This is a genomic window from Cupriavidus necator A5-1, assembly GCF_000744095.1.
Taxonomy (GTDB): domain Bacteria; phylum Pseudomonadota; class Gammaproteobacteria; order Burkholderiales; family Burkholderiaceae; genus Cupriavidus; species Cupriavidus necator_A.
The window spans coordinates 168,247-195,125 of record NZ_JQLI01000001.1 but is presented as its reverse complement, the minus strand read 5'-3'; the positions used below and the strand labels follow the sequence as shown (position 1 = coordinate 195,125).

The 26,879-nt window shown below is 62.8% G+C and carries 26 protein-coding genes and 5 pseudogenes; 19 read left to right on the top strand and 12 right to left on the bottom strand.

Annotation, left to right across the window (positions count from 1 at the left end; genetic code table 11):
• The first annotated feature begins 6 nt into the window (after window positions 1–6).
• The 5 genes from K307_RS00960 to K307_RS00940 all read left to right on the top strand — a co-directional run bounded on the left by K307_RS00960 (window position 7) and on the right by K307_RS00940 (window position 4,213).
• Complete coding sequence (locus tag K307_RS00960; protein WP_042875757.1) at window positions 7–1,344, top strand: LLM class flavin-dependent oxidoreductase; 1,338 nt, start codon at window positions 7–9, stop codon at window positions 1,342–1,344.
• Window positions 1,345–1,487: 143 nt separating this feature from the next.
• Window positions 1,488–1,838, top strand: a complete 351-nt coding sequence (locus tag K307_RS00955) for an ArsR/SmtB family transcription factor (RefSeq protein ID WP_051974548.1) — start codon at window positions 1,488–1,490, stop codon at window positions 1,836–1,838.
• Window positions 1,839–1,922: 84 nt separating this feature from the next.
• Window positions 1,923–2,978, top strand: coding sequence for an alkene reductase (locus tag K307_RS00950; protein WP_042875755.1), 1,056 nt, complete (start codon window positions 1,923–1,925; stop codon window positions 2,976–2,978).
• Window positions 2,979–3,159: 181 nt separating this feature from the next.
• On the top strand, window positions 3,160–3,669 hold the full coding sequence (locus tag K307_RS45035) for a hypothetical protein (protein WP_230625391.1): 510 nt from the start codon (window positions 3,160–3,162) through the stop codon (window positions 3,667–3,669).
• Window positions 3,670–3,781: 112 nt separating this feature from the next.
• A complete protein-coding gene (locus tag K307_RS00940) occupies window positions 3,782–4,213 on the top strand; it encodes an HU family DNA-binding protein (protein ID WP_042875753.1) in 432 nt (143 codons plus the stop codon).
• Window positions 4,214–4,332: 119 nt separating this feature from the next.
• On the opposite strand, the gene K307_RS00935 is transcribed toward K307_RS00940, so the two are convergent.
• Complete coding sequence (locus K307_RS00935) at window positions 4,333–5,349, bottom strand: alpha-hydroxy acid oxidase (RefSeq protein WP_268989161.1); 1,017 nt, start codon at window positions 5,347–5,349, stop codon at window positions 4,333–4,335.
• 221 nt (window positions 5,350–5,570) lie between these two features.
• Between K307_RS00935 and K307_RS00930 the strand changes: the two genes are divergently transcribed.
• The 4 genes from K307_RS00930 (at window position 5,571) to K307_RS00915 (ending at window position 9,704) form a co-directional block, all read left to right on the top strand.
• A complete protein-coding gene (locus tag K307_RS00930) occupies window positions 5,571–6,554 on the top strand; it encodes a 2-keto-3-deoxygluconate permease (RefSeq protein ID WP_042880990.1) in 984 nt (327 codons plus the stop codon).
• Window positions 6,551–7,798, top strand: coding sequence for a D-threonate kinase (gene dtnK / locus K307_RS00925; RefSeq protein ID WP_042875751.1), 1,248 nt, complete (start codon window positions 6,551–6,553; stop codon window positions 7,796–7,798). Before K307_RS00930 ends, dtnK begins: the two co-directional genes overlap by 4 nt.
• 36 nt (window positions 7,799–7,834) lie before the next feature.
• Window positions 7,835–8,836, top strand: coding sequence for a 4-hydroxythreonine-4-phosphate dehydrogenase PdxA (gene pdxA / locus K307_RS00920; RefSeq protein ID WP_042875749.1), 1,002 nt, complete (start codon window positions 7,835–7,837; stop codon window positions 8,834–8,836).
• A gap of 88 nt (window positions 8,837–8,924) precedes the next feature.
• Complete coding sequence (locus K307_RS00915; protein ID WP_042875747.1) at window positions 8,925–9,704, top strand: DeoR/GlpR family DNA-binding transcription regulator; 780 nt, start codon at window positions 8,925–8,927, stop codon at window positions 9,702–9,704.
• Between the two features lie 406 nt (window positions 9,705–10,110).
• Here K307_RS00915 and K307_RS44035 read toward each other — a convergent pair whose 3' ends face one another.
• Complete coding sequence (locus K307_RS44035; RefSeq protein WP_051974544.1) at window positions 10,111–10,443, bottom strand: LLM class flavin-dependent oxidoreductase; 333 nt, start codon at window positions 10,441–10,443, stop codon at window positions 10,111–10,113.
• A gap of 216 nt (window positions 10,444–10,659) precedes the next feature.
• Here K307_RS44035 and K307_RS00905 point away from each other — a divergent pair.
• Together K307_RS00905 and K307_RS00900 are read left to right on the top strand one after the other, a co-directional pair.
• A pseudogene (locus tag K307_RS00905) lies at window positions 10,660–11,579 on the top strand (tripartite tricarboxylate transporter substrate-binding protein).
• Between the two features lie 593 nt (window positions 11,580–12,172).
• Window positions 12,173–12,433 (top strand): XRE family transcriptional regulator, encoded by a 261-nt coding sequence (locus tag K307_RS00900; protein WP_042875745.1) that lies wholly within the window; start codon window positions 12,173–12,175, stop codon window positions 12,431–12,433.
• Between the two features lie 244 nt (window positions 12,434–12,677).
• Here the strand turns inward: K307_RS00900 and K307_RS48785 are convergent, their stop codons facing one another.
• The 3 genes from K307_RS48785 to K307_RS48780 form a co-directional block, all read right to left on the bottom strand.
• The gene (locus tag K307_RS48785) at window positions 12,678–12,896 is read right to left on the bottom strand and encodes an NUDIX domain-containing protein (protein ID WP_230625390.1); all 219 of its coding nucleotides are present in this window, start codon (window positions 12,894–12,896) and stop codon (window positions 12,678–12,680) included.
• Window positions 12,897–13,103: 207 nt separating this feature from the next.
• Window positions 13,104–13,733, bottom strand: a complete 630-nt coding sequence (locus tag K307_RS00895) for a DUF6988 family protein (RefSeq protein ID WP_155301018.1) — start codon at window positions 13,731–13,733, stop codon at window positions 13,104–13,106.
• Between the two features lie 8 nt (window positions 13,734–13,741).
• Window positions 13,742–14,395 (bottom strand): NAD(P)H-binding protein, encoded by a 654-nt coding sequence (locus tag K307_RS48780; RefSeq protein WP_230625389.1) that lies wholly within the window; start codon window positions 14,393–14,395, stop codon window positions 13,742–13,744.
• 233 nt (window positions 14,396–14,628) lie between these two features.
• Here K307_RS48780 and K307_RS45020 point away from each other — a divergent pair.
• From K307_RS45020 to K307_RS50785, 3 genes and pseudogenes are all read left to right on the top strand, one after another.
• A pseudogene (locus tag K307_RS45020) lies at window positions 14,629–14,995 on the top strand (low affinity iron permease family protein); the annotation flags it as partial.
• 877 nt (window positions 14,996–15,872) lie between these two features.
• Window positions 15,873–16,619 (top strand): annotated as a pseudogene (locus tag K307_RS00890) (IS4 family transposase); the annotation flags it as partial.
• 24 nt (window positions 16,620–16,643) lie between these two features.
• On the top strand, window positions 16,644–16,727 hold the full coding sequence (locus K307_RS50785; RefSeq protein ID WP_419187133.1) for an IS3 family transposase: 84 nt from the start codon (window positions 16,644–16,646) through the stop codon (window positions 16,725–16,727).
• Between the two features lie 103 nt (window positions 16,728–16,830).
• On the opposite strand, the gene K307_RS00885 is transcribed toward K307_RS50785, so the two are convergent.
• Complete coding sequence (locus K307_RS00885) at window positions 16,831–17,349, bottom strand: hypothetical protein (protein WP_042875743.1); 519 nt, start codon at window positions 17,347–17,349, stop codon at window positions 16,831–16,833.
• A 19-nt stretch (window positions 17,350–17,368) separates the two neighbouring features.
• Window positions 17,369–17,992, bottom strand: coding sequence for a hypothetical protein (locus tag K307_RS47220; protein WP_155301016.1), 624 nt, complete (start codon window positions 17,990–17,992; stop codon window positions 17,369–17,371).
• A gap of 850 nt (window positions 17,993–18,842) precedes the next feature.
• Here K307_RS47220 and K307_RS47215 point away from each other — a divergent pair.
• Window positions 18,843–19,070, top strand: coding sequence for a hypothetical protein (locus K307_RS47215; RefSeq protein WP_155301015.1), 228 nt, complete (start codon window positions 18,843–18,845; stop codon window positions 19,068–19,070).
• Window positions 19,071–19,465: 395 nt separating this feature from the next.
• On the opposite strand, the gene K307_RS00875 is transcribed toward K307_RS47215, so the two are convergent.
• Window positions 19,466–19,684, bottom strand: coding sequence for a GH36-type glycosyl hydrolase domain-containing protein (locus tag K307_RS00875; protein ID WP_419187132.1), 219 nt, complete (start codon window positions 19,682–19,684; stop codon window positions 19,466–19,468).
• Window positions 19,685–19,700: 16 nt separating this feature from the next.
• On the opposite strand from K307_RS00875, the pseudogene K307_RS50780 reads away from it, so the two are divergent.
• The 4 genes and pseudogenes from K307_RS50780 to K307_RS00865 all read left to right on the top strand — a co-directional run.
• A pseudogene (locus tag K307_RS50780) lies at window positions 19,701–20,108 on the top strand (GH36-type glycosyl hydrolase domain-containing protein); the annotation flags it as partial.
• Between the two features lie 458 nt (window positions 20,109–20,566).
• A pseudogene (locus K307_RS50775) lies at window positions 20,567–20,644 on the top strand (DUF3309 family protein); the annotation flags it as partial.
• A 98-nt stretch (window positions 20,645–20,742) separates the two neighbouring features.
• Window positions 20,743–20,919, top strand: a complete 177-nt coding sequence (locus K307_RS00870) for a CsbD family protein (protein ID WP_042875739.1) — start codon at window positions 20,743–20,745, stop codon at window positions 20,917–20,919.
• Between the two features lie 129 nt (window positions 20,920–21,048).
• Entirely contained in the window at window positions 21,049–21,300 is a 252-nt protein-coding gene (locus K307_RS00865) for a hypothetical protein (protein ID WP_042875737.1), read from the top strand.
• Between the two features lie 135 nt (window positions 21,301–21,435).
• Here K307_RS00865 and K307_RS00860 read toward each other — a convergent pair whose 3' ends face one another.
• From K307_RS00860 to K307_RS00845, 4 genes are all read right to left on the bottom strand, one after another.
• A complete protein-coding gene (locus K307_RS00860) occupies window positions 21,436–22,554 on the bottom strand; it encodes a DUF294 nucleotidyltransferase-like domain-containing protein (RefSeq protein WP_080744801.1) in 1,119 nt (372 codons plus the stop codon).
• A gap of 14 nt (window positions 22,555–22,568) precedes the next feature.
• On the bottom strand, window positions 22,569–24,731 hold the full coding sequence (locus K307_RS00855; RefSeq protein WP_042880985.1) for a 3'-5' exonuclease: 2,163 nt from the start codon (window positions 24,729–24,731) through the stop codon (window positions 22,569–22,571).
• A gap of 149 nt (window positions 24,732–24,880) precedes the next feature.
• Complete coding sequence (locus tag K307_RS00850) at window positions 24,881–26,545, bottom strand: cation acetate symporter (RefSeq protein ID WP_042875735.1); 1,665 nt, start codon at window positions 26,543–26,545, stop codon at window positions 24,881–24,883.
• The gene (locus K307_RS00845; protein WP_042875733.1) at window positions 26,545–26,850 is read right to left on the bottom strand and encodes a DUF485 domain-containing protein; all 306 of its coding nucleotides are present in this window, start codon (window positions 26,848–26,850) and stop codon (window positions 26,545–26,547) included. The genes K307_RS00850 and K307_RS00845 overlap by 1 nt, the downstream gene beginning before the upstream one ends.
• Between the last annotated feature and the right edge of the window lie 29 nt (window positions 26,851–26,879).

Here is a 26,879-nt window from a genome sequence, read left to right as displayed (position 1 = left end):
CCGTTCATGACCAAGAAGCGCCTTCACCTTAACCTCTTCATCCACGGCCGTGGCCACCATGAAGCCGGCTGGCGCCATCCGCGCGCAACGCGGCAGGCGCTGACGGATATCACCTATTGCGAGCGCCTGGCACGCACGGCCGAGGCCGGCTGCTTTGATTCGGTATTCCTGGCCGATGCGCTCGCGCTCGGCGACGGCATCGAACATGTCGCGGGCGGCGCGCTGGAGCCGCTGACGGCGGTCGCGGCGCTGGCCCGGGCCACGCAGCGGATCGGCCTGATCGCCACCGCATCGACGACCTATTCCGAGCCGTTCAACCTCGCGCGCCAGTTTGCCTCGCTCGATCATCTCAGCGGCGGGCGGGTCGGCTGGAATATCGTGACATCGTGGGTGCAGGGCGCCAACCGCAACTTTGGCCTGGAGACGCAGCCGCCGCACGCGGAACGCTATGCGCGCGCGCACGACTTCCTGGAAGCTGTCACGAAGCTGTGGGACAGCTGGGATGACAACGCAATCGTCGACGATCCGGTCAGCGGCGAATATGTCCGCCCGGAACGCGTGCGCCCGGTCGACCATGTCGGCCCCTTCCATCGCGTCGCCGGCCCGCTCAACCTCCCGCGCGGACCGCAGGGACGGCCGGTCCTGGTGCAGGCGGGGTCATCCGAGGCAGGCAAGGCTTTCGCAGCCCGCTACGCGGAGGCCGTCTTCGCCGCGCACCTACAGAAGGAAACCGCCATCAGCTTCTACCGGGAGCTTAAGGAGAAGGCGCGTCTCATCGGGCGCAACCCGGACCAGATCATCATTCTGCCCGGCATCAGCCCCGTGATCGGATCGACCGACGCGGAAGCGCAGCGACATTGGGACGAACTGAATGCGCTGACCGCGCCTTCCGTGGGCCTTGCGCGACTGTCGAACCGCTTCGGCGGCTACGACTTCTCCCACCTTGACCTGGACCAGACGCTGTCGGTGCAGGACTTTCCCGACCCCGCCACGGTGCAGGCGGCCCAGAGCCGCGCAGCGGTCATCACCGCGCTGGTGGAGCGCGAGAGGCCGACGTTGCGCGAACTGCTTTACAAGCTGGCCGGCGCCCGCGGGCATTACACCATCGCGGGATCTCCGCAGCGCATCGCCGATACGATCGAAGACTGGGTCGTGAGTGGGGCCGCGGATGGGTTCAACGTCATGCCACCGGTACTGCCGGCTCACCTCGACGATTTTGCCGAGCACGTCGTGCCGATCCTGCAGCGCAGGGGACTGTTCCGTTATGAGTATGACGCGCGGACCCTGCGCGGCCACTACGGGCTGCAGCGACCAGGCGTTTCCGGCCACGCGCGAGGACAGTAATCTAGTGCGTAGCCAAGGCCGCCTGCAATGGGCCGCAGGCCGTTCGGCGGCGACCTCGTCGCCGGCTGCCCATCGTTCGACGTGCAACGTGCCAGAGATAAATATCGTACAATGCCGATATTAATTTGAAGAAAGCACGATATATGGTTCGTGAGAAACCGAAACAGCGCCCCGCCACGCCCTCCGTCAAGCCGGCGCTCGATGTGGACGCGATTCACAAGGCCCTGGCGAACCCCGTGCGGCGGAACATCCTGTCATGGTTGCGAACGCCGGAAGCGTACTTCTCGGCGCAGGAATATCCGCTCGACCTGGGCGTCTGCGCCGGGCTGATCGACGCGCAGGTTGGTCTATCGCAATCAACCGTTTCCGCGCATCTGGCAACGCTGCAGCGCGCCGGCCTGATCAGTTCCAAACGCATCGGACAGTGGGTCTTCTTCAAGCGCGACGAGGAGACCATCCAGGCCTTCCTCGAACACGTCCACCAGGACCTTTAAACAACCTGCGCCGCGGATTACACGGCGCCATGCCATTGCGCACCGATCGTGCGCGGTTCAACCTCGACAACAAAGGCGAATCCCATGCCCACTCTCTTCGATCCCATCCGTGTCGGCGATCTCGACCTGCCCAACCGCATCATCATGGCGCCGCTGACGCGTTCGCGCGCGGTCGGCGGCGGCCGCGTGCCGAATGCCATGATGGCCGAGTACTACGTCCAGCGGGCCTCCGCCGGGCTGATCATCTCCGAGGCCACGGCGGTGACGCCGCAAGGCGTGGGTTATGCCGACACGCCCGGCATCTGGACCGATGAACAGGTGGCCGGCTGGAAGCAGGTCACCGAGGCGGTCCATGCTGCCGGCGGCCGCATCATGCTGCAGCTGTGGCACGTCGGCCGGATCTCCGATCCCGTCTTCCTGGATGGTGAACTTCCGGTCGCCCCGAGCGCAATTGCCGCCGAAGGCCATGTGAGCCTGGTGCGCCCGAAGCGCGCCTATGTGACACCCCGCGCGTTGGAAACCGACGAGATCGCCGGCGTGGTCGCGGCCTACCGCCGCGGCGCGCAGAACGCCAAGGCGGCGGGTTTCGACGGCGTGGAAGTCCATGGCGCCAACGGCTACCTGCTCGACCAGTTCCTGCAGGACAGCACCAACCAGCGCACTGACGCCTACGGCGGCCCGATCGAGAATCGTGCGCGGCTGCTGCTCGAAGTCACCGACGCCTGCATCGAAGTGTGGGGCGCCAGCCGTGTCGGTGTGCACCTGGCCCCGCGCGGCGATGCGCATTCGATGGGGGATTCCGATCCGGCCGCGACCTTCGGTTATGTGGCCCGCGAACTCGGCAAGCGCGGCATCGCCTTCATCTGCTCGCGCGAGGCGCTGGGCGACGGCCGCCTCGGACCCGCGCTGAAGGCGGCGTTCGGCGGCGTCTATATTGCCAACGAGAAGATGACCAAGCAAACCGCCGAAGCCTTGCTCGCCGCGGGTGAGGCGGATGCCGTAGCGTTTGGCCAACTGTTCATCGCCAATCCGGACCTGCCGCGCCGGCTTGAGCTGGACGCGTCGCTCAACGCGCCGCGGCCGGACACCTTCTATCACCCTGGCGCGGAAGGGTATATCGACTACCCCGCCCTCGCCTGAGCGAGCCGCAATGAAGGCCCCGCGAGCGGGGCTTGCTCCCCGGTAATCGTCCAGCACCAAGTTCGAGCACTTTCGCCGACACCTGGTGGCCAGGGGCGCAACCATTGCTTCATTTGGCTCCGCCGACATCGAGGCTTTTTGGCAGACGCCCGACGCCAGGTCGTACTCACCGGCGACCCACATGCGGTACGTGAAACTGCTGGACCGCCTATGCCGGCATCTGGTCTTCGCCGGCGTGCGGCTGGAAAACCCGGCCGCCGCGCGGCTGGTTGATCTGTATCCGGACGCGAATCCGCCCTACCTCTTCGTGCAGGCACACGGACCACGGGACGCCCGCACGGTCCATCTGGGCGACTTCGCCGTACCGCTGCTTCGTGCCTGGCGCGCCCGGCCGCGCGCACCCCTCTCCATCGAGGGCGGCCTGCTTTTCACGCTTACCCCGGATGGTCGACACATCACGGACATGAGTTTTGGCCGGATCGTGGCCACCGCGCTGGAAGCGATCGCACTTCTCCGGCGCCGAGCCAAGCCCACGCACGCTGCGCAATACCTTCTGCCGGCGTCAGCTGCTTGCCGGCCGCGCGCGAGACGAGGTCAGTCAGATGCTGGGCCTAGCCAGCAATCGCACGTGCGACCGCATTGCCGCCACCATCGCTGCCATCTGACGTTGCAACAGCGCAATAGCCCTTGAAAATGCCGGCGTTTAAGCGCTTCTCACTATTGCTGGCGCGTCTGCTTTTGCTATTCTTCGGCGGTGCGGCGCACGCTCCCTTGCAGGCGCGCATTTTTAACCAGACACGACTATGGCCACGAAAGCAAAACCTGTAGCAAAGACTGCAACGAAGTCCGCAGCAAAGAAGGCTGCCCCGGCAAAGAAGGCCGCTCCGGCCAAAAAGGCTGCCGCGGCCGCCCCGATCGTCAAGCCGCTGAAGGACACGTTCACCAAGTCCAGCCTACTGGCACACCTGGTCGCCCAGACCGAACTGGACAAGAAGACTGTTCAGACGGTGCTTACCCACCTGGAAAACACCATGGTGAACGCCATCCACAAAAAGGGCGCCGGCGAATTTACCCTGCCGGGCCTCTTCAAGGTGTCGGCCATTCAGGTCCCGGCCACCAAGAAGCGCTTCGGTAAGAACCCGTTCACCGGCCAGGATCAATGGTTTGCGGCAAAGCCGGCCAGCGTGAAGGTCAAGGTGCGTGCCATGAAGAAGCTGAAGGACGCGGCGCTGTAATCGCGCCTGGCCACAGCGGCGCGCGTGCGACCAAGGAGAGAAACAGTCTCATGGATCAAGTGTCCCAGGAAATAGTGGGACCGCGATCGAGGATTGCCGAGCCCCTGGCCCGCGCGCGCTCAACGTCGATCTGAGGGCGCGTCCATAGAGCCGGGTTCGACCCGCCCACGCAGTGATCCCACCGACGTCGCCCCGGTCATCGCCATCGCACGATCAAACTCATCGGCCAGGATAGTGATGGCCTGGCACACACCAGCCTCACCGCCGCCCGCAGCCAGCCCGAACAGCGCAGGGCGGCCGACCTGGACAGCGCCGGCGCCCAGCGCGATCGCCTTGGCGATATCCGCGCCGGTTCGAAAGCCACAGTCGGCAAGCACCTCCAGGCGGCCCGCGGCGGCTTCGACCACGTAGGGCAGGCATTCGATGGTGGAGCGCGCCCCGTCCTGCTGCCTGCCACCATGGTTGGACACCACCACGCCGTCGGCGCCGGCGTCGACAGCACGGCGGGTCTGCGCCGCGGTCACCACGCCCTTCAGCACCAGCTTGCCGGGCCATCGCGCACGCAGCCAGGCAAGGTCGTCCCAGGTGAATGCATTGCTGATCTGCTGCTGCATGACTTCCGTGATGGTAGATCCGCTCGGGACACGGCCCACGGCTTCGGCAAACAGGCGTAGCGTCGGCGACCCCGCGCGCAGCATCTGCAGCGCCCAGCGCGGGCGTCGGGACACATCCAGCAGCTTGCGCGCGTTCCACTGGAACGGCAGCGTGAAGCCATTGCGGATATCGCGTACCCGGCGGCCGGTTACAGCGGTATCGACCGTCAGTTCCAGCACAGAGAAGCCTGCCGCATGCACGCGGGCGAGCAGTGCCGTGGCAAGTCCCCGGTCCTGCAGCATATAAAGCTGGAACCAGCGCACCGGGCCGGCCGCCTCGCACAAGGCATCCAGGCCGACCGTCGAGGCCGTGCTCATCACGAACGGGATGCCAAGCCGGACCACGAAGCCAGGTGTTGATCCGTCCCCAATGTCGGGGACAGCATGCAGTGACCAGTCGCTAGTCCCTGAGCAGTTTGCCGACCGGTAGCCGCTCCAGCAACGGGCAGCTCTTGCTACCTGATTCAAGTTAAGTTCATCCATGTTGGCTCAACACCACTTGAGCGATATGAGCTCCGCTATCCCTCTAGGCAGGCAACAGGCTCCTCGCACGCCTCTCGCACGAATTTGATCTTTTCAATCACATTTATGATTGAACTGGTCAAATCTAGTTTGCTGATCTACACTCCTGCAAACAAATGATCGCTTCGATCATTTGTTTGCTCGAAACATACAAGGGCCGCACCCAGCGGCAGGAGACAGACATGCAGATTTCCATCAAGCGCGCCGTCGAGCGTGTGCCCGGCGGCATGATGATCGTGCCGCTGCTGATCGGTTCGCTCGTTGCCACGTTCGCGCCGGAAGGGCCGAAGTTCTTCGGATCGTTCACCGGTGCGCTCTTTACCGGCGCCCTGCCCATCCTCGCGGTGTTCTATGTCTGCATGGGCGCAAGCATCAACATCAAGGCCACGCCGTACATCCTCAAGAAGGGCGGCGTGCTGTTCGGCACCAAGGTCGGCACAGCCATTGTGCTGGGCGTGATCATGGGCCACTTCCTGGGCGAGGCGCCGATCAGTGCCGGCATATTCGCCGGCCTGTCGACGCTTGCCGTGGTGGCCGCGATGAACGACACCAACGGTGGCCTGTACATGGCCCTGATGGGCCAGTACGGCAAGCCTGAGGACGTGGGCGCCTACAGCATCATGTCGCTGGAGTCCGGCCCCTTCCTGACGATGGTGACGCTAGGCGTGGCCGGCCTGTCCGCGTTCCCGTGGCCGACGATGGTCGGCAGCATCCTTCCACTGATGCTGGGCATGCTGCTGGGCAACCTGGATCGGGAGATGCGCGATTTCCTGGGCAAGGCCGTGCCGGTAATGATCCCCTTTTTCGCGCTGGCGCTCGGCGCCGGCCTGGACCTGCACAAGGTCTGGCAGGCGGGCATGCTAGGCCTCGGACTTGGCGTCGCCGTGGTGGCCGTCACCGGCTGCGCGCTGTACTTCGCGGACCGCCTCTCCGGCGGCACGGGCGTGGCAGGCGTCGCGGCCGCCAGCACCGCCGGCAATGCCGCCGCCGTGCCGACGCTGGTCGCGGCGGCCAATCCGGTCTACGCCGAATCGGCCAAGAGCGCCACGATCCTGGTGGCCGCATGCGTGGTGGTCACCGCCGTACTGACGCCATTGGTGACCGCCTGGGTCGCCCGCCGCGTGGCGGGCAAGGAGGCCGAGGCGGTGGTGAGGACCGCCGCATGAGCTGGCTCATCATCGCCGACGACCTGTCAGGCGCTGCCGACTGCGCGATCGGCTACGCCATGTCTGGCGCCCGGACCGTCGTAACACTGGAGGCGGCGCCCGCGGGCGCGGACCTGTCGCAGGCCGACGTAGTGGCTTGCGACATCGACAGCCGCCGCATGGCGCACCAGGAGGCGGCGGCGCGCAATCTCGAAGCCTGGCATCGCGGCCAGGGCGCCAGGCGGCGGCTATACAAGAAGATCGATTCCACGTTGCGAGGCAACTGGGCTGTCGAAACCGCCGCGCTGCCGCCGCTGGCGGGCCTCGCCATCGTCGCGCCGGCCTTTCCGGCCACTGGCCGCACTACGGCCGGTGGCTGCATGTTCGTGAACGGCCAGCCGCTGGAAGCCTCCGACATCTGGCGCCTGGAAGGGCTTACCGGACGTGCCGACCTTGTCGCGCTACTGGCCGCGCAGGGGCTGCGGGCGACCCTGTTGCCGCTGGACATGGTGCGCGCGGGTGACGTGGCCCTACGGCTAACCATCGCCGGACTGGCGCGCGAAGGCGTGCAGGCCGTCGTCTGCGATGCGCAGACGGAGCAAGACCTGGCGGCGCTGGCCGCGGCCACGGCGCAGCTCGACGTCCCCGCATTCTGGGTCGGCTCGGGCGGCCTGGCTCGTGCGCTGGCTGCACAATGCCTGTTCGAGGGCGGTGCGCCGCAGCCGCTGCCTGCCCCTGAGCGCGGCCCGGTCCTGACGCTGGTCGGCAGCCTCTCGGGCATCTCCGGGCGACAGGCCGCGTGCCTGCGCGAACGCACCGGGATGCCATCGATGGTGGTCCCGCCGCGGATCCTGCGCGAAGGTGCGGGCCACGCTGAGTGGGACGCCGCGCAGCAATCGATCACCGAATGCCTGCGGGCAGGCGGCGACCTGCTGGTCAGCATTGGTCGCGACGACGCGTTCGACCCGGGCGAAGGGCCGCGCCTGAGCGCCGCGCTGGCGCAATTGTCCTTGCCCGGCTTCCAGCATACGCGCGGCCTGATCGCCACCGGCGGCGAGACGGCTCGGGCCATGCTCTCGGCGGCCGGCATCGGCGCCCTGGCACTGCGGCGCGAAGTCGAACCCGGTGTGCCATTGTCCGACACGCCTGCGCTGCCCGGCGTGCCCGCGCGCCGCGTTGCTACCAAGGCCGGCGCATTCGGCTCCGAGGCCGCCCTGTGGCTTGCGTGGCAGGCTATGACTGAATCCCGCGCGCCGTCAGCCTGACGGCGCGCCGCGCCACACTCGACAAGAGATACGTAAATGAGCGACTACCTCCCCGTCATCGGCATCACCATGGGCGATGCCACAGGCATCGGCCCCGAAGTCATCGTCAAGAGCCTCGCGCATGACAGCGTTCGTGCGCAATGCCGCCCGCTCGTCATCGGCGACGCGCGCCGGCTGGAACTGGCCGGCCGGCTCGTCGGCTCCCCGCTTAAGGTGCACGCCATCCAGGCCCCGGAAGAAGCGCGCTTCCAGTCCGGCACCATCGACTGCATCGACCTGGGCCTGATCCCGGAAGACCTGCCCTTCGGCAAGCTGTCCGCCGTCGCCGGCGATGCCGCCTTCCGCTACATCGAGCGCGCGGTGGCGCTGACCCGCGACGAGAAGATCGATGCGATCTGCACAGCGCCACTGAACAAGGAAGCCCTGCACGCGGGTGGTCACAAGTTTCCCGGCCACACGGAAATGCTGGCGTACCTGACCGGCACCCCGGAGGTGTCGATGATGCTGGTGGCGCCGAAGCTGCGCGTGATCCACGTCACCACGCACATCGGCCTGCTCGACGCCATCCGCAAGATCGAGCCGGGCCTGGTCCAGCGCACGATCGAGCGCGGCCATCAGACGCTGCAGCGCGCTGGCATTGCCTCGCCGCGCATCGGCGTGTGCGGCATCAATCCGCACGCCGGCGAGAACGGCCTGTTCGGCCACGGCGAGGAGGAGGAAAAGATCATCCCGGCGGTCGAGGCCTTGCGCGCGCGCGGCTGGGACGTGGAAGGTCCGCTGCCCGCCGACACGCTGTTCTATCGCGCCGGCCGCGGTGACTTCGATCTGGTGGTGGCGATGTACCACGACCAGGGCCACGGGCCGGTCAAGGTGCTCGGCCTGGAGGCCGGCGTCAATATCACGGTGGGCCTGCCGGTCATCCGCACGTCGGTAGATCACGGCACCGCGTTCGACATCGCCGGCAAGGGGATCGCCGACGAACGCAGCCTACTTGAGGCGCTGCGCCAGGGCGCCGAGCTGGCCACGCGCCGCGCCTGAGCCATCGGCGCACGCCGGGGCTGCCGGGACTGCCGGCTCCTGTAAGATCGGGGATCGTTGAACATCCCCAATTTTGATTTCGCCAGCCATGAAAGCCGCCGACCGCCGCCGCGCTATTCTCGAACTCGTGCTCTCGGGCGAGGTCGCCAATGTCGAACACCTGACTGGCAGCCTTGGGGTTTCCGTGGCCACGGTGCGCCGCGACCTGACCGCGCTGGCCCGCGAGGGCCGCATTGTGCGGACCTACGGCGGTGCCGCCGCGCTGATGCAGGTGGGTGGCCACGAGCCCGAGGCCTCGCTCGAGGAACGCAAGTCGCTGCAGCGTGAGCAGAAGGAATCCATCGCCCGCATGGCGGCGAGCTTCGTGCAGGACGGCGACGCCGTGTTGCTCGACAGCGGCACCACGGCCGCTGCGCTGGCTCGGCAGCTGGGGGCACGCGAGGACCTCCATGTCTACACCACAAACCTGCTGGCCGTCACCGCCCTGACCGGCCTGCCCGGCATCCGCGTGACCCTGATCGGCGGCGACGTGCGTCCTTCCAGCATGGGGACCTTCGGCCCGCTGGCCCAGGTGGCGCTGTCGCGCATCAGTGTCGACAAAGCGTTCCTCGGCGCGGACGGCGTGGTCGCGGGCGTGGGATTGTGCGAAGCCAGCGCGGAGCAGGCCTACCTGAAGGAGTGCATCATCCGCCAGGCGGCAGATATCTTCGTGCTGGCCGACGCCACCAAGCTGGGCCGGGCACAGCAGCAGCACTGGACGCCGCTAGACCGCGCATGGACGCTGATCACCGACGCGGCGGCCACCGCAGCGCAGCTGGAACCGTTCCAGGCATTGAAGCAGGTACGTGTGGCTGTCGCCCCCGACTGATTCCCCGCGCGCAGCCGCTGCTGAGGACCGTTAGCTCTGCGAGCGGTGCCCGCTGATCCCAGCAGGTGGAGTGTCGCGACCCGCGTTTTAGAAGCCAGGCGCGATACGAACTGGATCTCATGAGGATGCCGTGAGGGCAGCGCCGGGCGGCACCGGCAGACCAAGATTACCGCGCAGTGTGTCAGCCTCATACTCGCGCCGGAAGGCACCGCGCGCTTGGAGGATCGGCACAACCTTGCGCGTGAAATCTTCGAAGCCCCGGGGAAGTACGCCGGCATGATGTTGAACCCGTCTGCGGCACCACTGGCGATCCAGTCCATCATGTGTTGCGCAACCTGTTCCGCAGTCCCGACCACGATCTGGTGGCCGCAAGCGCTGGCCACCAGGTGATAGAGCTGGCGCAACGTCAGCCGGCGCCCCTCGGCGAGCTCAACAGCAGCGCGCTGCGGCTGTGCACCACCTGCTCGGGCGCCAGCGGAGGCAGCGGCTTGTCGAGGTCGTAGCCCGATACATCGACGGCCAGTTGCTCGCTCAGGATGGCCAGAGCATTGGACTGGTCGGTAAACGACTGCAGTTCTGCGAGCTTGTCGTGCGCCTCGGCTTCGGTGCGCCCGATGATCGGCATCAGCCCGCGCATGATCAGGCAATGTGCCGGGTTGCGGCCCTGCGCTCTGACCTGTGCCTTGAGCCCTTGGGCAAGGTCACGCGCCGCTTCCAGGTCCTGTTGGGCGGTGAACACCACGTCGGCATGGCGGGCCGCCAGCGCCTGGTCCGGAGGAGCCGGCCTGGATCAGCACGGGATGGCCCTGCTTGCTGCCCGTGACGTTCAGCGCCCCCGCCACCGAGAAATGCCTGCCCTGATGATTAAGCGCATGCATTTCCGCCACATCGACATAGATGCAACTTCCTTCGCGCCACCCTGAGTCTTTCCGCTGCCACGCTGGCCGCCGCTTGCATGCCGGCCTTCGCCACCGACGCCGTGTATCCCTCGCGCCCCGTGCGCATTGTCGTACCGGTCGCTCCCGGCGGCAGCGCCGACAAGCTGGCGCGCACGCTGGCCACCAAGCTCAGCGAGAAATGGCAACAACCAGTCGTGGTCGACAATGTCGTCAGTGCCAGCGGCACCATCGGCGCGTCGCAGGTAGCCAAGGCAAAACCCGACGGCCACGTACTCTTGCTCGGCGGCGAAGGCGTAACGCTCAATGCATCGCTGTTCAGGAACCTGCCCTATGACACCAGCTGCGCCTTCCGCGGCGTCACCAAGGCGGTAGTCAATCCGCAGGTGCTGGTGGTCAGGCCCGATCTCGGCGTGCGCAGCTTCCAGGATTACGTATCGCTGGCACGCCGCAAGCCGGGCGAACTGGCGCTGGGACTACCCGGCAATGGCGGCATCGCGCACGTCGTGCATGAAATGCTTTCGCGCCAGGTCGGCATGAAAGTCAACTACATCCCGTACCCCGGCGGTGCGCCGGCTACGGTCGACCTGCTTGGCGGCCATATCGACGCCACGCTGATCACGCTGGCGGCGGTGACAGACTATGTACGCGCCGGCAAGCTCACCGCCTTGGCGGTCACGACGCCTTACCGCTCCAGGGCGCTGCCGCAGGTACCCACGCTGGCAGAGGCCGGTGCGGCGGGTTTTGCCGTGGAGAGCTGGCAGGGCCTGCTTGCGCCCGCCGCAACGCCGGCCGCCGTGGTCGAGCGCATCAACCGCGATGTGACAGCGGTCCTGCATGACGCCACAACCCGCAGCCAGTTGGAAGACGCGGGACATGTGGTCGTGCCTCGTCGGCGCAGGAACTGGATGCCACGCTCACGCGCGACCTGCCCAAATACGCGTCGGTGATCGCCTCGTCGGGCATTGCCCTGCGGTGATCACAGGCCCTCACACAGGGAGCGCACCGGCGTGGGCTGGCTGTTTTCAGGATCGCGGCGCCGGCCGAGCATTCAGGCGCGATTGCCGAGGCCGAGCTGTAGCGGCGCGGGGCATGAGCCCGACTGGGTCGGCCGGTGAGATGTGCTTTCCCAGCCCTCTTCGCGCGTGTTTGACCAAGCCCGCGCAATTCGCTGTTGCCTCCACTGGTGACAGCCTAGGTCGGGAAGGCGACGTTTGGAAGGCCTCCGCGCGGACATCCGGTCGCCGTTGCCGGATGGTGACTGTCTCCTATGCCGCGAAAATGCCATCCATCCGTCTGACGCCTTTGATCGCTTTCGGCCCATGAAGCGTCGTTCGCTCGCACGTAACTCAGCCGTTCAAACGCCCAGCTTGGCTGCCACCAGTTCCTTGCCCTTGTTACGGGGTGATGAAATCGCTTTGGAGCCGTGAACTACCCGTGGCCATAAGCGACTTAGTGTTTCCCCGATTGTCTTATCGAATGTATGCACCAATAATCCTGCCCTCAGCCGGCACTGTATTGGTACAGCGCGCTCGATGGCCAGGTTCAAAAACAACAACATAGGAGGTCCACATGTTTCGATTCGAGTATGGGCCGACCAATGTCTACGCGCAGCTTGGCTTCGCGGACGCTGAGGAAATTCCGCTCAAGGCGGAAATCGTGAAAGACATTACGGTATGTATGAGAGCCGCAGGCATTACCTTGTCCGACGCTGCAGCCGTGCTCGGGACGCTTCAGTCGGATCTCGCCCTGGTTCTCTGCGGTAAGTTTCAAGATATTCGCGCAGATGAGTTGCGCGGTTGGCTCGCTCGCCTTACCTCCCGGTTGTATTGATTGCAGCGCAATGACCAAAGAGAGTTGTCCTGCCGCGCCGATATCTTGTTTCGTAATTGCGATTGGGCCTGTGACAGCGCAGCTTCGACGATCTCCACTACCGCCACTAGCATCTAACGTCGGTGTAGCTGAAAAACCAACTCAACGATTTGGCGCAGGACTGACGACGGTCTCGACCAGCTCCAAGAGTGAGAACCACTGACAACGCGCAATTTCCTTGTTAGGCCTCGGGGCCGCAGTTTTGCTAATGTTTGCTCCGAAAACGTGATGCACTGTCGTCGCGCCTATTACCTGAAACAAGAACACCACCCCCTTGGGCGGTCAAGGCCGTCTCTTCCTCCAGTTCTCGGCGTGCTGCATCAGCGAATGTCTCCTCTTTGCTCGGGCGCCCGCCAGGCAGAGCCCACTTGCTTCCGTCCCTAGAAACAAGCAGCACACGGGCCTCCTTGCAAGGAAATGCCATGGCCCATCGATTGCTGCATAAGTTGGCCCGGCGCAAAGACCACGCAGAAATGGGTACGCCCCTACTTTTCTGTGCGCCATGGTGAGGAGAGGGACATTTCAAAGCCATGAGCCGAGCCGACCGACGCAAGGTGCAGGGGCTTGCCAGCGACCCGCACAAAGCCGAAATCCGCGAAAGCGCAGCCAGACCAGCCGCCCGCGTAAAGTCTCAGGCAAGTGGTATGCAGTCCCGGAAGTCCTCATGCAGCTTTCGCACGGGCACCATGCATGCCTGTGGGTCGGCGGATACCAGCGCTGCGATCTGCGCCGCCAAGCAGACCAGCGCGTTCGCGTTGCGGATGACGTTGTCAACAAGCTCATCCGTGTACCCGGCACCGGATCTTGCCATTGGGTGCATGCCGCCATGCGTGAAGCTATTGAGTGCACTCCAGTTCAGCGCGCGATACTGGTCAAGATTGGCGATAACACCCTGTACTCGCGGCTCGCCCAGCTTGAGGAGCTGGTCGAACATGGCGTTCACACCCGGCGCGTTTTCGGCTGCACGCCCTGAATCCTGAGACAGTGGCTCGTGATACTGGAGAACCCACTTCTCGTCAGCCGCTTCTAGAAGCCAGACGCCCCGAACCAATGTCTCAAACTGCGGACGAAACAGCGCCATGGCTGCATTCGGCAGGCCGATACTGAGCAAGGCAAGTGCTCCCGTGGCATGCTCAACCGACATGAGCGCACATTGATAGGCTGATACCGCCCTCTTATCTTCGCGCGGCTGCGAATTGCCGATGCACGCGACGGCCGCTTTGTGGAAAGCAGCGGTACGCTCCAGCAAATCACCCTGCATTTCAGCCCTCATTGTCGCTTGCCCGCGTATTGCGCATTGCCTTGCGGAACGAACTCGCGCTCGTCTCGCGCCCGGATACTAAGCGAGACCTCTCGATAGCTGGCAGTGCAGGGTAATGACATGGGCTTCCCCCGAAGAGATGCGTCGCATTCTATCGCTTTCGCGCCCACTACGCGCACGTTCTCGCGCACGGCCAGCCGCCGGTCACCACCAAGACCAGGCACACCCGGTTTCTCTGTTACCGGACCTATGCCGTGATGCACTCTGCCCAGGCGCGAACGGCGATCTGGTCGGCTGAGCACGTTCACTCCCGAGGCGGTGGCCGCCACCCGTGCTTGTCGCCGTCGGTATTGGGCTTGCTCACGCCCACGTTGGCGTGCAGGTGCAGCTGCGGTGACTCGATGATCCTGATGGCGGAACGGCTTCAGGTCTTCGCCGAGGGTGGCGTTGTTCCACTCGCCGAACTTGCCCGGCACCTCGTCGTAGATGCCCAGCGACGGCACGACCAGCCGCCTGACGCCGGCCGCCTGCATGGCCGCAATGACGTGCTCGACCTGAACGTCAAGCTCCGCGCCGGTCGTGTGGCCACGACCGGCGCGTTCCCTTTCGCCGCCGTTCAAGCAGCGCACTGGTGCATGGGATGGCTCGTCGGAAATCCGCATGCGCCGTCCGCTTGGTCGAGGACGGCGGGGGCCGTCTCCCATCGCGCCCGTCTTAAGCCATCTGCGAATCGGCCGAAATCCGATGTGGAAAGATTGCTGTCGCCCCTTCTTCCTTCCCCTGCCGCTCCGAGGCATGCGATCCAGCCCCTGAGACGTGCTTACTCGGCTGTGTGCGCCAGCCCGCACCCGCCGCCGTGTACGTCATGTGCGCGAAAATGCGCACTATGAAACCAGCGGTAACGGGCTCCCTATTCCATTTTTCCGAAACCTGGCAACTGGTGATAAACACCGGAACAACGATTATCACGTTTCTTATGGTTTTCCTGATTCAACAAAGCCAGAACAAAGACTCCGTCGCCTTGCATTTAAAGTTAAATGAACTTATAGGTTCTCACAAAGAAGCCAGCAACCATCTGGTTTCCATCGAAGATCTCGATGAAGATGAGCTTCGCCAAGTAGCCTCCCTACTACCATAGATTGGCTGCGTTAGCGGACAAGGATGAAGGAGTGAAAGCGAGTCATAGCATGGACGACGCGAAAAAAAATCATGCAGCCAAGGCCCGAGCGCGGCATGCAGTCAGGGACGGAGAGACCCCTTAAAAAAATCCGGCAGGGGTCGGCAGAAGTGGGGGCCGGCCTTTATGGCAGCGGACAGGTTCGCCAAAAATCAATCTCCCCCTGGCAGGGCGACAATTCGACAATATTAATCAGGCTTCATATACACGTCGGCGAAGCCTGGCTGGCGCCAAAATCTATTGGCGCAGCGATCCCGACGCGCTGTGATCGGGCTAAAGCTCACTTGGGGCCCCATGGCCAAGGCCTCGGGCAAGTGAGGAAGCAGAGCTTTCATCACGTGGGTGCGTCTGGAAGGGTGGGAGATCGTTTTCTCGAACGAGCAACCCTAGTAAACGCCTCGTGCCCCGCCGGCTTGCGCCGCGCGGGGCTTTTTGGTTTTGCATGCTTCGGCTTAATCGCTACGCGTAATCGCCCTTCGGGTCGTCCGGCATCGTCCACTTGAAGCTCTCGTCCTTGACGAGAGCCGGTGGTCCCGGCGCCGGCGAAATTGGTTGTGGTGCGGTCTTGGAAAGCTTGTGAGAAGACTGGAACGAGTGCTTACTCGTTGTGCCTGTGGACTCATACCTGAGCGGGATTGACATGGTGTTCCCCGGTGGGTGCGCCAAAAATTCCCGGGTGCGAACCATTGCAGAGGGGGGTGAAGTTTAAGCATACACCTATTTTGGATAGTTCGTGGTCGTCAATGACCAATTGCATATACCCCCGATGGAACGTATCTCTGGGGCTTCTTAATAGGGGGCGATGGGCTCCGAAAACTGGGACATCGAGTGCGTGGGGCCTCGCATCACAATCCGGAGCGCGCACGGGGTCATTTCGCTAGTACTAAGGATGGCGACCCCAAACCGGTTGATAGTTGAGCGCCTCGAAATGCAGGTTCAGGGTCTCCACTTTCGAGGCAACCAGGAAGCAGGTGCTACAACCCCTTCTTTACTGGCTGATCCGCAGCCAGTACAACCGCAACCTTCGTGAGGGGAGCAAGTTGTGGGATAGCGTTGACGCCAGCCCGGTACTTGGGGAAATCACCTTTATCTTGCCAGGGCGTGCAGGCCAGAAGGCGCGCCAGGTCAAACAGGAGCTACTGCGCACAACGAGTGAAGCTGCCAGGTCTGGCCGGCCCGGCGCTCACCTGTGTAGAGGCCAGGGAGACCGGAGCGCCCGCGGGCGTCAAGCCAGTGGCTTGGCGGTTCTTGACGACCCGGGAAACGCAGGATGCCGATGCTATCATCGAGCTGATTGATTGGTATCGCGCTCGATGGGAGATCGAGATGTTCTTCCATGTCCTGAAGACCGGCTGCAAGGTCGAAACGCTGCAGTTATCCCACATGGATCGTGTGGGGCGGGCCTTGGCGTTGTATATGGTGGTGGCGTGGCGCATTGCCAGACTGATACGACTGGGCAGAACCTGCCCGGATCTGCATCCGACACGGTTCTTCGACGCCGACGAGATTCGGGGGGCATATCTGCTCGCCAAGAAGGTCCAGCCGAAGACACCTGTAACACTCAATCAGATGATCCGGTTGGTTGCTTCCTTGGGGGGTTCCTTGGGCGGAAGAGCAATGGTGAGCCCGCCGCCAAGACGATCTGGATCGGCACGCAGCGAACCATGGACGCCGCGCTCACCATTCAAGCACTGCGGGATGAATCATGACTTCTGTATAACGAGATGGGCTAGATCCACTTCAATCTCGATCGCATCAAGCTGAATCAAAAAGGGCTGAGTTCCGTGCAATACAGGATTCAGCCCTTAGGCGCCTAGCGATTTAACTGTCCAACTTTTTCGGGGCAGTTCGGACTGGCCCTCTTTTCCTAGCTGCGTACCGTATATTTCCGGGACCGCATCGGCAGATCCGTTCCGGCAATCATACCCACCTGAAGTTCGGCATCAAGTCGCTGTGCTCGTCGATACTGACACCGCCCAGTTCGTTGATAAACTGTTTCATGGATTCCTTGGATTTCGAGTCGCAACTGGCAATCATCAGCAACTGGCCCGGTGCCATTTGCGCTTTCTGCTGCCGCAGGCCGAGACGGCCGACCTTGGCGCCGACCAATCCGCCGATCCACCAGCCGATCATCGCGCCGAGCATGATAGCGCCAACATACGCAATGGCAGTGGCGCCCGTACCGGCGGAGACTCCGTATCTGAAAATTACCAGCGCGGCGACGATCGCGCCCGCGAAAATCCCGGTGATCGCTGCTTCTTCGCGATACGTAGTCTGGCCGGGGTCAATCTTCGGCAATCCGTCAACTGGCTGATTGTCGCGCTGGACGAACCACGGTCCCGCGACGAGTGCTGATGTACCGGCCAAGTCGCCTAATCGCGCTTGCGCCAGCCTCGCCGTGACGGCGTCTTTCATCCTGAAATACAGCAGCGTACGCATGGTGTTACCTCACTCAATCTCAATTTCCACTTCCGGCGAACCGGCGGATGTTTGCGGAATGATTCCGGCCCAGGCGGCCCAGGCTCCAGAGCCCCTTGACTCTGGGGCAGGATGGTGACCGCAGGTTAGGCCAGCCTTCGTTGACAGCGCGATCCCAGTCAATCAGTAGCGTGGCTGCCTGATGCCATTGTGTTGCCACTAATCGTATGAATCCAAATCGCTGGATGCTTCCCTTCGGCGACTGGCCGACCTGGCGGTCGCGCAGCAGGCGCGTGGCGGGAATGGCCCGGTAGGTGGTCTTCGCAGGATTGTTCGGCACGATATTTCCTTCATTGCTTGCAAGGTTCTGCGGCAGTTGTGACAAAGCGCCACCGCTGTGGGCTCCGATCCTCCATCGCGAACGGGTAATCATTTCCATCCGTCCCGCATTGCTGAGGATCTTTACGGCATCATCGTCACGATGAGATCGCGGCTCGGCCAGCCTGAAACACGGAAGAGCAGCAAGGAAAGCGGAAATCAACTTTGCGATCGGTTTTTCGGCAAATAATCGCCGGACATCCATTGCATCGATCTTGGCGAACGACCGGCTTCCTTGGTTACTGGGGGAGTGGGCGAACAGAGGTCGCCGCGTGGCATCTTGCATGAAATTTCCAGGAATCCCCGTGAGTGACTTCAGGAGTCACCAGTCCTAAGACGTCATCGAGGGGGAAGGCCCGGAAACGAGTGATAGGCGAACCCAAAGCACGCGGCTTCAAGGACGCTACAACTAACAGTATAGGGGGCCGTTGCATGCCGTCCTAACGCCCTTACAAAATGGCCTGGCAGGCGTTGCGCGCGCACCTGCGGCGCCCACTAACGCGGACCGGTCGTCCACCGCTGGCACTGCACTGAAATGGAAATCCACGGCAAACTGCCGGTTCTCGAGGCGGTGGATCCATTTGCGTCGATAGATGACGACGCGCTGACGATCCTTGGAAATGCGGAGCGGGTGGGGAGAGTAGCCGAAAGCCAGTCAAGTGCAGCGCCGAGGAACCAATTGCGGCTTGCATAGGCACACTGGACGATAGCTTCATGTTTCCATGCCCTCGGTCATGCGGCCGAGGGCTTGTTCTTTGGGCGCATCCGATCTTCAGTTGCGGTGGGATCGTCCTCGCTGGGCCCTGACCTGATCGCTGGCCACATGCCGAGCGGAGGTTAACAGCCATAGATCGGTGCTGACTGGCTACCCAGGGACCTTCGCTGGCCGGATCTCTTTCTTTTTCTTCAGGTCGTCGTTAACGCGAGGCCTGAGATGAACCGTCTCCGATACTCGGTGAGCCTGTCCTACGAGGTCATGGATCCCATGGTGGACTTCCTGCTCAACATTGAGGCTACCAGGATTTCCAGGCAGTTCGTCGTCGCCGAGCGATTGATTTTCCCCCCGTCAATTCAGGCCACCCACTACAGCGTCCTATGTGGCATCTCTCGCAAACCCCCAGCCGGCCGAGCGTTGGGTGGGTACGCGACTGGTGCCGCGCTGGGACGCCGACTGGCGGCTGTTTGATGGCCCATTGTCCCGGGCCAGCCAGATGACTGCCTGCGCAATACTGAACGGTCTATGCACTTGGCTGGCGAGTCAACGCTATCTGCACACCAATCCCTTTGATGGCGTGCCGAAATTGACCTTGGATCATGGCAGCCATTCGCGCGATCCTGCGTTTGTGTCAGGTGAAACGCAGTGAGTAAAGCCTGAGCCGTCAGGGCGTCCTCCGTATATAGTCGGTACGGTGCCGTACCCGGATGTGGCGGCCCAATGGAGCCTGCCTGGTGCGGTGCGAGGACGCGTGAAAGGTTCGGAACACCAGTCCGCGATCTCTAGCGATTTCCCTATGCACTCGTGAAGCGCCTACCGTCCGCCAGCGTACCGACTTCAGCATGGATTGGTGTCAGCCGTGGTCCGTCGGCGCTGCATGATGAAGGAGTACTTCCTCCCTGACGCCACGGCGCGCGGCTGCCTGTTCAGGGCGGTTCGCATACCCCGGGGACACTCTGCCCGAGTCACACAAACACCGGAGCCATCATGCACAGGGTCATTACCTCCGCACAGCACCGCAAGTCGGAGCCCGGTGGCCGCGGGTCAATGCCTGACCCCGAGGAAGCCAGGACTGCGCAATGGCGTCGATCGGCATTCATCGCGGTCATTCGAGCCGAGCCAGGTGCCGTTGTCGAAGGTCGCGCGGCAATACCAGTCGCCGTCCCAGGCCGCTCGCTCCACCGCCTCGAGCAGCAAGGCCGCATGCGCGCGCCAGCGGTTAGCGCGCCCGGCATCGCGGGTCTGCGCCAACGGTGCAAACATGGCGAGGGTGCCCCACATGGCGCTCACCCTTGCCAGTCCCGACGCCACGCGGCGGCATCTGCTGCGCGCCGCCGGGCGACAGTTCGTCGAAGGCGACGTCCAGCATTGGTGGTTGCCGCACTCCGGGCCAAGGCGTGCGAACCAGGATTTCCGACGACCGCGCGTGGCTGGCATTCGCTACCGCCAGCTATATCGCCAGCTCGGATGACACCAGCGTGCTGGATGAGATGGTGCCGTTCCGGAAGGCCAGCTGCTGGGCCCCACCAAGGCCGACGCCTTCTTCCAGCCAATGGTCTCGAATGTATCGGCCTCGCTGTTTGAGCATTGCGCGCGGGGGATCGACGGCTGCATAGCGCACGCCGGCGAGCACGGGCTGCCGCTGATCGGCGGCGGCGACTGGAGCGCGTCATTGCACCGCGCCGGCGGTGTCTCGCAGGCGATCCTTGACGGCGTCAGCATCCCCTGTAAGGACGGCCAGGCTAGCGTCCCTCTTGATGGGGGCGAGTACACGCTGCTGGTCTCCTGGTCTAGGTCTCCCGTATCCGGGCAGTCAATCCGTGCCGGCGCCCCGTCAAGCGTACTGCACCGGACTGACACGAGATCCCATCCCAACTATGCTCTGAGCAGGATAGAGGTGTCTCTATCTATACGACGTACCGGCAACAAGTACTTCAGCGAATCCCTCGAATCGGTGCTCAGGATTCCATGGCGTGGCCATCGACAACGCGATCCGCTAGAACGGCTGCCGTCCGTCTGGCTGCATCGGCGGAAAGCATGTTTTTGCAGAATCAGGAGCGCATCATGTCAATTGGACTCTTGCTGTTGATTGTCCTGGCTACCTTCCTCGTTGGGGCAATTCCCACCTAGTCGTACGGCGGCGGATGGGGCTACGCTCCGTCCGGCGCACTCGGGGTGATTCTTGTTGTGGTCCTTGCCCTGTTGCTGCTAGGCAGACTCTAGACCAGGCATCGGGAATATTCTCGACATCGCCAGCACGCTGTGCCGCGGCCAGATAGCCTCAGCATCCGGCACGCAACACCAATGAAGAGGAATACATCATGAACAAGGATCAAGTGAAGGGCCGGGTCACGGCGGCCGCCGGGAAAGTCAAGGAAGCCTTTGGCAAGATGACTGGAAACAGGCAAACGCAAGTGGCGGGAACCCTGAAGAAGGAGATTGGCAAGACGCAGGCGGCGTATGGCGACGTCAAGGCGGATATCAAGAAGGCGCAATAAAACGATACGGAGAGAGGGCGAGCACCCAAGCCAGCGCACCGCCGGCGGGATGGCAAAGGCGACCAGTCGGCTGGCCGCCTTCTCCCGATTCGGCTTTTCCTCGTTACATGCCGGCGCCAGGAGGCACCCATGCTGGACACGATGCTGAATCAATTCCCTCCCATGGAGCAGGAGGCTTTCCGCGAGACCTGCCTGCGCAATGGAGTCGCCCCCCACGGATTCACTGTGACAGCGGTTGAAGACGCGGCAGGCGATGTGCCGGCTCACGGCCGCACCATCTCGGTAGGCTTCGGCAGGGAAATCCGGCAGTACGACGGAAACCTGGGTGTGCAATGGACTGTCGATTTCGAGGACGACCTGAGATCGCGCGTCTTCGCCTGAGGCCCGGTAAAGAAAAGTCTAATGAAAGCTCAATGTCGGCTTTCCGAGATTGATCAGGGCCGCAGCGACATGTCAGGTCCTACCATCCAACGGCTTACGTTCAGCGCCATCTTCGATCCGCAGCAGAGCCCTTGCTCAGATGCCCTGGCTTGTGCCAAGGTAATCCAGCGCCAGACGTCTTTGCAGTGCGCGGGCTGCGCGCAAGGCGTTGAGCAACTCGCGCCGCTCAACCACGCCCAGTTCATTCGGATCCACATGATTGTGCATGGTCGAGCCCTGTTCGTAATGTGACTGCTGATTCTTCAGGCGCAACTTCTGGATGAAATAGAGCGCGTCTATCCAGGCTTGCACATCGGTCGGATGAAGACGCCCCGCGTCGGCGGCCAGTCTGAGGCGATCCGCCGTGTTGCTGGTGCGGGCCCCACAGGCCAAGCCATAGATGCGCGCCGCGTCGACAAATAGCGTTGCGGCGTCCCGTTTGAGATCGATGGTGCCAGCAAACATCCCGCCTTTCTCGACCACGAAATCGTGCAGCACACCGAGCGGTGGTTTACGCCGCAATGCATTTTCGGTCATCTGGAACAGAAAGCGGGGGCTGTCCGCCCCGATCTCCGCTAACCAGTCCGCCAGCGCCGCTGCCAGGTCGTGAGCACCGAAAAGCGGGCGCAGGTCAAAGAAGATGGTTGCGTTGAGCAGCGCCTGCGGATCACCATCAATGATCCAGCTAGCGAAGCGCTCCCGCCATTCATGCAGGTCAAGACACCATTGCGGATTGCTCGCCATGATCTTCCCCGTGCACAACGGAAATCCGCAGGCGTCGAGCGCTTCGTTGATACGCAGTGCCAGCGGTAACAGTCTCTCGCGCAGTCCTTCAGCACCGTCGTGGCCAGCCATGATGATGCCATTGTCCTGATCGGTCGACAGCGTCTGTTCCTCCCGGCCTTCGCTGCCGAGCGCTATCCAGCACCAGTGTCCAGCAGGCATCCGCGCGTCTGCGCAAGTCAGTTCGATCACGCGGCGCGTCAGCGCATCATTCAGCCTGGAGATCAGGCGGGTGCACGCTTCCGCGGGTACTTCGCCAACCAGGCGATGCATAAGCGCTCGAATCTCAGCGGCTGCCCGCTGCAAGCCCGCCTCGTCCGTCGCGCTGACGATGCCCAGACGAACATGGCCCAGATCTTGTGCGAATACGTTTCCCTCGACGCTGCATGGATCGGGAGCAGCATCAGGATTGATCGTGGAATGGCTATCCATGGGCGCTATGTCCCTCAGTATTTGATACGCGCGTAAGCCGTCTGTTGCTCGGCATCGAGGGCCTCCTTGAGGGTAAAGATTCCCTTTTCCGCCAGGAGGGGAAGCATCCTGAGAAAGACCTCGCCAGTGACGATCGCGTCGCCAAGCGCAGTATGACGTCCGATTACCGCAACGCCAAGGCGCTCGGCGAGCGCCTCCAGTGTGTGGTCGGTTTTATGGGGGTGAATCACCTGTGATAGCAGTAGCGTGTCGAGGATCGGCTGCGTGAAGGCCGTTCCGGTTCTCGCTTCCAGCAATTGCAGGAACTTCATGTCGAAGGCGGCGTTGTGCGCGACGAGCACGGTGTCAGCGGCGAAGCGATGAAACTGCGGCAGCACGGCTTCGATCGGTGGCTGGCCATCGAGCATGGCGCGCGTGATGCCATGAATCGCAATCGAGTCCGCGCTCAATTGAGCCCGCGGCTGGATAAGTTGGTCAAAGTTTTCCTGCTGCAGCAACCGGCCATTGACAATGCGCAACGCGCCAACGGAGATAATCTCGTCGCCGGCGGCGGGGTCAAGTCCCGTGGTCTCGGTATCAAACACCGTGTAACTAAGTTGCGGGAGCGGACGGTGGTCGATCTCGGCGCTTTGTCCCGCCTGGTGGAACAGGTCGAAATCGTAGAATTCAGGGCGGCCGACCTGTGTCAGCGGGATGCTCAACGCCGGCCGGGGCTCGGAGACCGGCAACATCAAGCGGTAGCGCGCCACACCCGAAGACGCGTCAGCACAATATATCGCCTCGCCTGCGTGACGGGCAATCAGCGCATTCAGCGTAAATACCTGGCCACTCGCGCCGATTTGCAAGGGCGCATTCACCCATGCCGCCAGCGTGTCAGCGGCCAACGGCGCGTTGCGCCAAGTGAGGTCAAGCTGGGCCAGCCGGTCGGACCGAGACAGGGCGAACTGCACCTCGGTAACGCCGGCTTCGCTGCCAAGCTGCCGTGACAGATATACGAGCGACTGCGTCAATGCGTAGCTGTCCACCCTGAGCCAGACTGTTGCGTCGATCATGGGGCTGGCGGTGGCGCTGAGAGTCGCACTGCAGATGCGCCGCAGCAGCAGCGCGATCAGATCAGCCCCGCGAATCTCTTCCAGTTCCTGGCGGTTGTCCATACTGTCACCATGCCGATCCACGGCGCGGTCGAACTGGATCTTCAGGTGCTTCGCTTCGTTGTGGATGATCCCGGTCAGCCGGGCCCGTTCCGCGCAGTCCGTTTCCGGGGATGACTGCATGGCTTGCACAGCCGTATGGATTTTTTCCAGTCCGACGCGAACGTCCTGGGTAAGCGACAGCAGCAATGCGTCGCGGCGGCTCGCTGCCTCGACATTGCGCGTGATGTCTTCCAGTGTCAGCACGAAGCCGTTCATGGCATGCCCACCGTTAAACACAGGGGACATGTGGGCGCGCACGATCCGCCCTCCTGCGAGCGTGGTGACGAAGCCGGATACCGGTCGCGTCATGCCATCTGCATGCTGCCCGAGCTGATACTGGATTTGTTCGAGCGCATGCAGGATTAGCCCGCGTTCCAACACACCGAACAGTGAGCGGCCCAGACCGATTGCGGCGCCGCCAGGCGAGAAGACGCCACCATCACGGCTCTCGAGCAAATGCCTGGCGTTGGCGTTGTAGAGGAGAATACGCCCATCGATATTGCAGACCAGCACACTCATTGTGAGCTCAGCCATGAGCGCGGCGAGCCGATTCCTCTCCTGCGCCAGCGCGCGGTTTGCCACCTCAATCTTTTCCTGCACCTCGTCGTGCAGCGATTGATGAACTGCTGCCAGCAGGTTAAGCTTTTCGGCGAGAATGCGCACGTTGCGAGCGCCCTGTGCCGTTATGCGATGGCCGGGGTTGGCCGCAAGCAGCACTGCGTCTTCGGCCAGGCGGGCGACGGGCGTCACATAGGCCTCAAGCAACGTTCTGAGGCCAAAGGCCAACGCGAATAGCAGCAGCACCGCGAGCGCACCACCTAACGCGAGGCGTTGCCACAGCATCTCCCCCAACCATGCGCGCTGCACGTTTGTCATGTCGAGCGCAAGAAAGGCAAAGATCGCGCAGACAATGAGCAGTTGTACTGCGAAGAGCAGCAGCAATGCCAGGCCAAAATGGTGTCTGGCGATCGCCTCTCGAATCATTCGAAGTCTCACAAACATTCCATGCGCAAAGCGCGCCGCTTCTCCACCAATCGCTGGGGGAGAAGCGGCTGGTGATACAGGCACCCACGCCCTGGCGCGAGGCCATTGCTCACCTGCAGGTCGCGTCCCTTTGCCGGACGCATGGCCCTTCAGTGGCCGGAAGCGCCCGCAGCGCCGATACCGGTTTCCGACCTTACCTTCTGCGCCGGATAGCCCGCCCGGTCGCTAAGGGCGCGCGCGCTCCGGTCGAGTATCGAAAACAGCCAGATACCGGCGAAGCCAGCCGTCATCGAGAACAAAGCGGGCGAGGTATAGGGAAAGATCGCATCCTTGTAGCCGAATACATCCACCCAAACCGACTTGGACACGATGGTCAGGCCGACAGCAACAATCAGGCCGAGAAAGCCGCCAATGGTTGCCCCGCGCGTGGTGCAGTCTTTCCACAGCACAGCCATGAACAGCACGGGGAAGGTAGCCGATGCCGCAACGGCGAACGCAAGCGACACCATGAAGGCGATGTTCTGCTTCTCGAACGCAATCCCCAGGATCACCGCCACGATGCCCAGCGCAACTGTCGTAAGACGCGAGACCCCCAGTTCTTTTTCACTGGTAGCATTGCCCTTCTTGAAAACGGTCGCATAAAGGTCATGTGAGACAGCGGTGGCGCCGGACAGGGTTAGCCCCGCGACCACCGCAAGAATCGTTGCGAAGGCAACGGCGGAGATGAAACCGAGGAACACATTGCCGCCAACGGCGTTTGCAAGATGGATGGCTGCCATGTTGTTACCGCCCAGCAACCCGCCCAGTGCATCCTTGTACACCGCATTCGTGCTGACCAGAACGATGGCGCCAAAGCCGATGATGAATGTCAGGAGGTAGAAGTAGGCGATCCACGTCGTCGCCCAGAACACTGACTTGCGTGCTTCCTTGGCACTCGGCACGGTGAAGAACCGCATCAGGATATGCGGCAGGCCCGCTGTGCCAAACATCAAAGCCATGCCGAACGAAATGGCGGAGACCGGGTCTTTGATAAACGTGCCCGGGCCCATGATGGCGTCCTTCTTGGCATGGACATCGACCGCTTTGGCGAACAGCGCTTCAGGATTGAAATGAAACTGCGCGAGCACCATGAAAGCCATGAACGATGCGCCGGCGAGCAGGAGGCATGCCTTGATGATCTGGACCCACGTGGTCGCGGTCATGCCGCCAAACAGCACATAAACCATCATCAGCGTGCCGACGATCACTACGGCGAGCCAGTATTCCAGGCCAAACAGCAGCTTGATCAGTTGGCCGGCGCCGACCATCTGGGCGATGAGGTAGAACGCCACTACCACAAGCGTGCCTGAAGCCGCGAACACCCGGATGGGCGTCTGCTTGAAGCGATACGCTGCGACATCGGCGAAGGTGAAGCGACCGAGGTTGCGCAGGCGCTCCGCCATCAGGAAGGTGATGACAGGCCAGCCGACCAGGAAGCCAATCGAATAGATAAGGCCATCGTAGCCATTGGAGTAGACCGCAGCCGAGATGCCAAGAAAGGAGGCCGCGGACATGTAGTCGCCAGCAATCGCCAGACCGTTCTGGAAGCCGGTGATGCCGCCACCGGCCGTATAAAAATCCGCTGCGGACTTTGTCTTGCTGGCCGCCCATTTGGTGATGAACAGAGTGAACACGACAAAGACAGCGAACATCGCAATCGCAGTCCAGTTGGTCGGTTGCCTCTGCAATTCACCGAGATCCCCCCCTGCTGCCAGGACGGCAGCGGCGGCAGAAAACAGCGTCAGTGCGCATAGGATGTGGTGGTGTCTTTTCATTACAGCACCTCTTTGCGAATCTGCGCCGTCTGATCATCGAACTCGCGGTTGGCGCGCCAGACATAAATGCCCGTGATGGCCACGGTAAAAACGATCACGAAGAGACCAATCGGGATGCCCCAGGTCATCACGCCATCGCCAATCCTGGCGGAAAGCAGCGACTTTCCGAATGCAACCAGCAGGATATAACCGTAGTACACAACCATCATCATGCCGGCCAGCACCCATCCGTACGTGGAACGTGTCGAAACCAGCCGCTGATAATTGGGATTCGCGATTATCCGTTGTGCGAGATCTTCTTCCATGTTGTATCTCCGGTCTTGTCGTAAAGAGA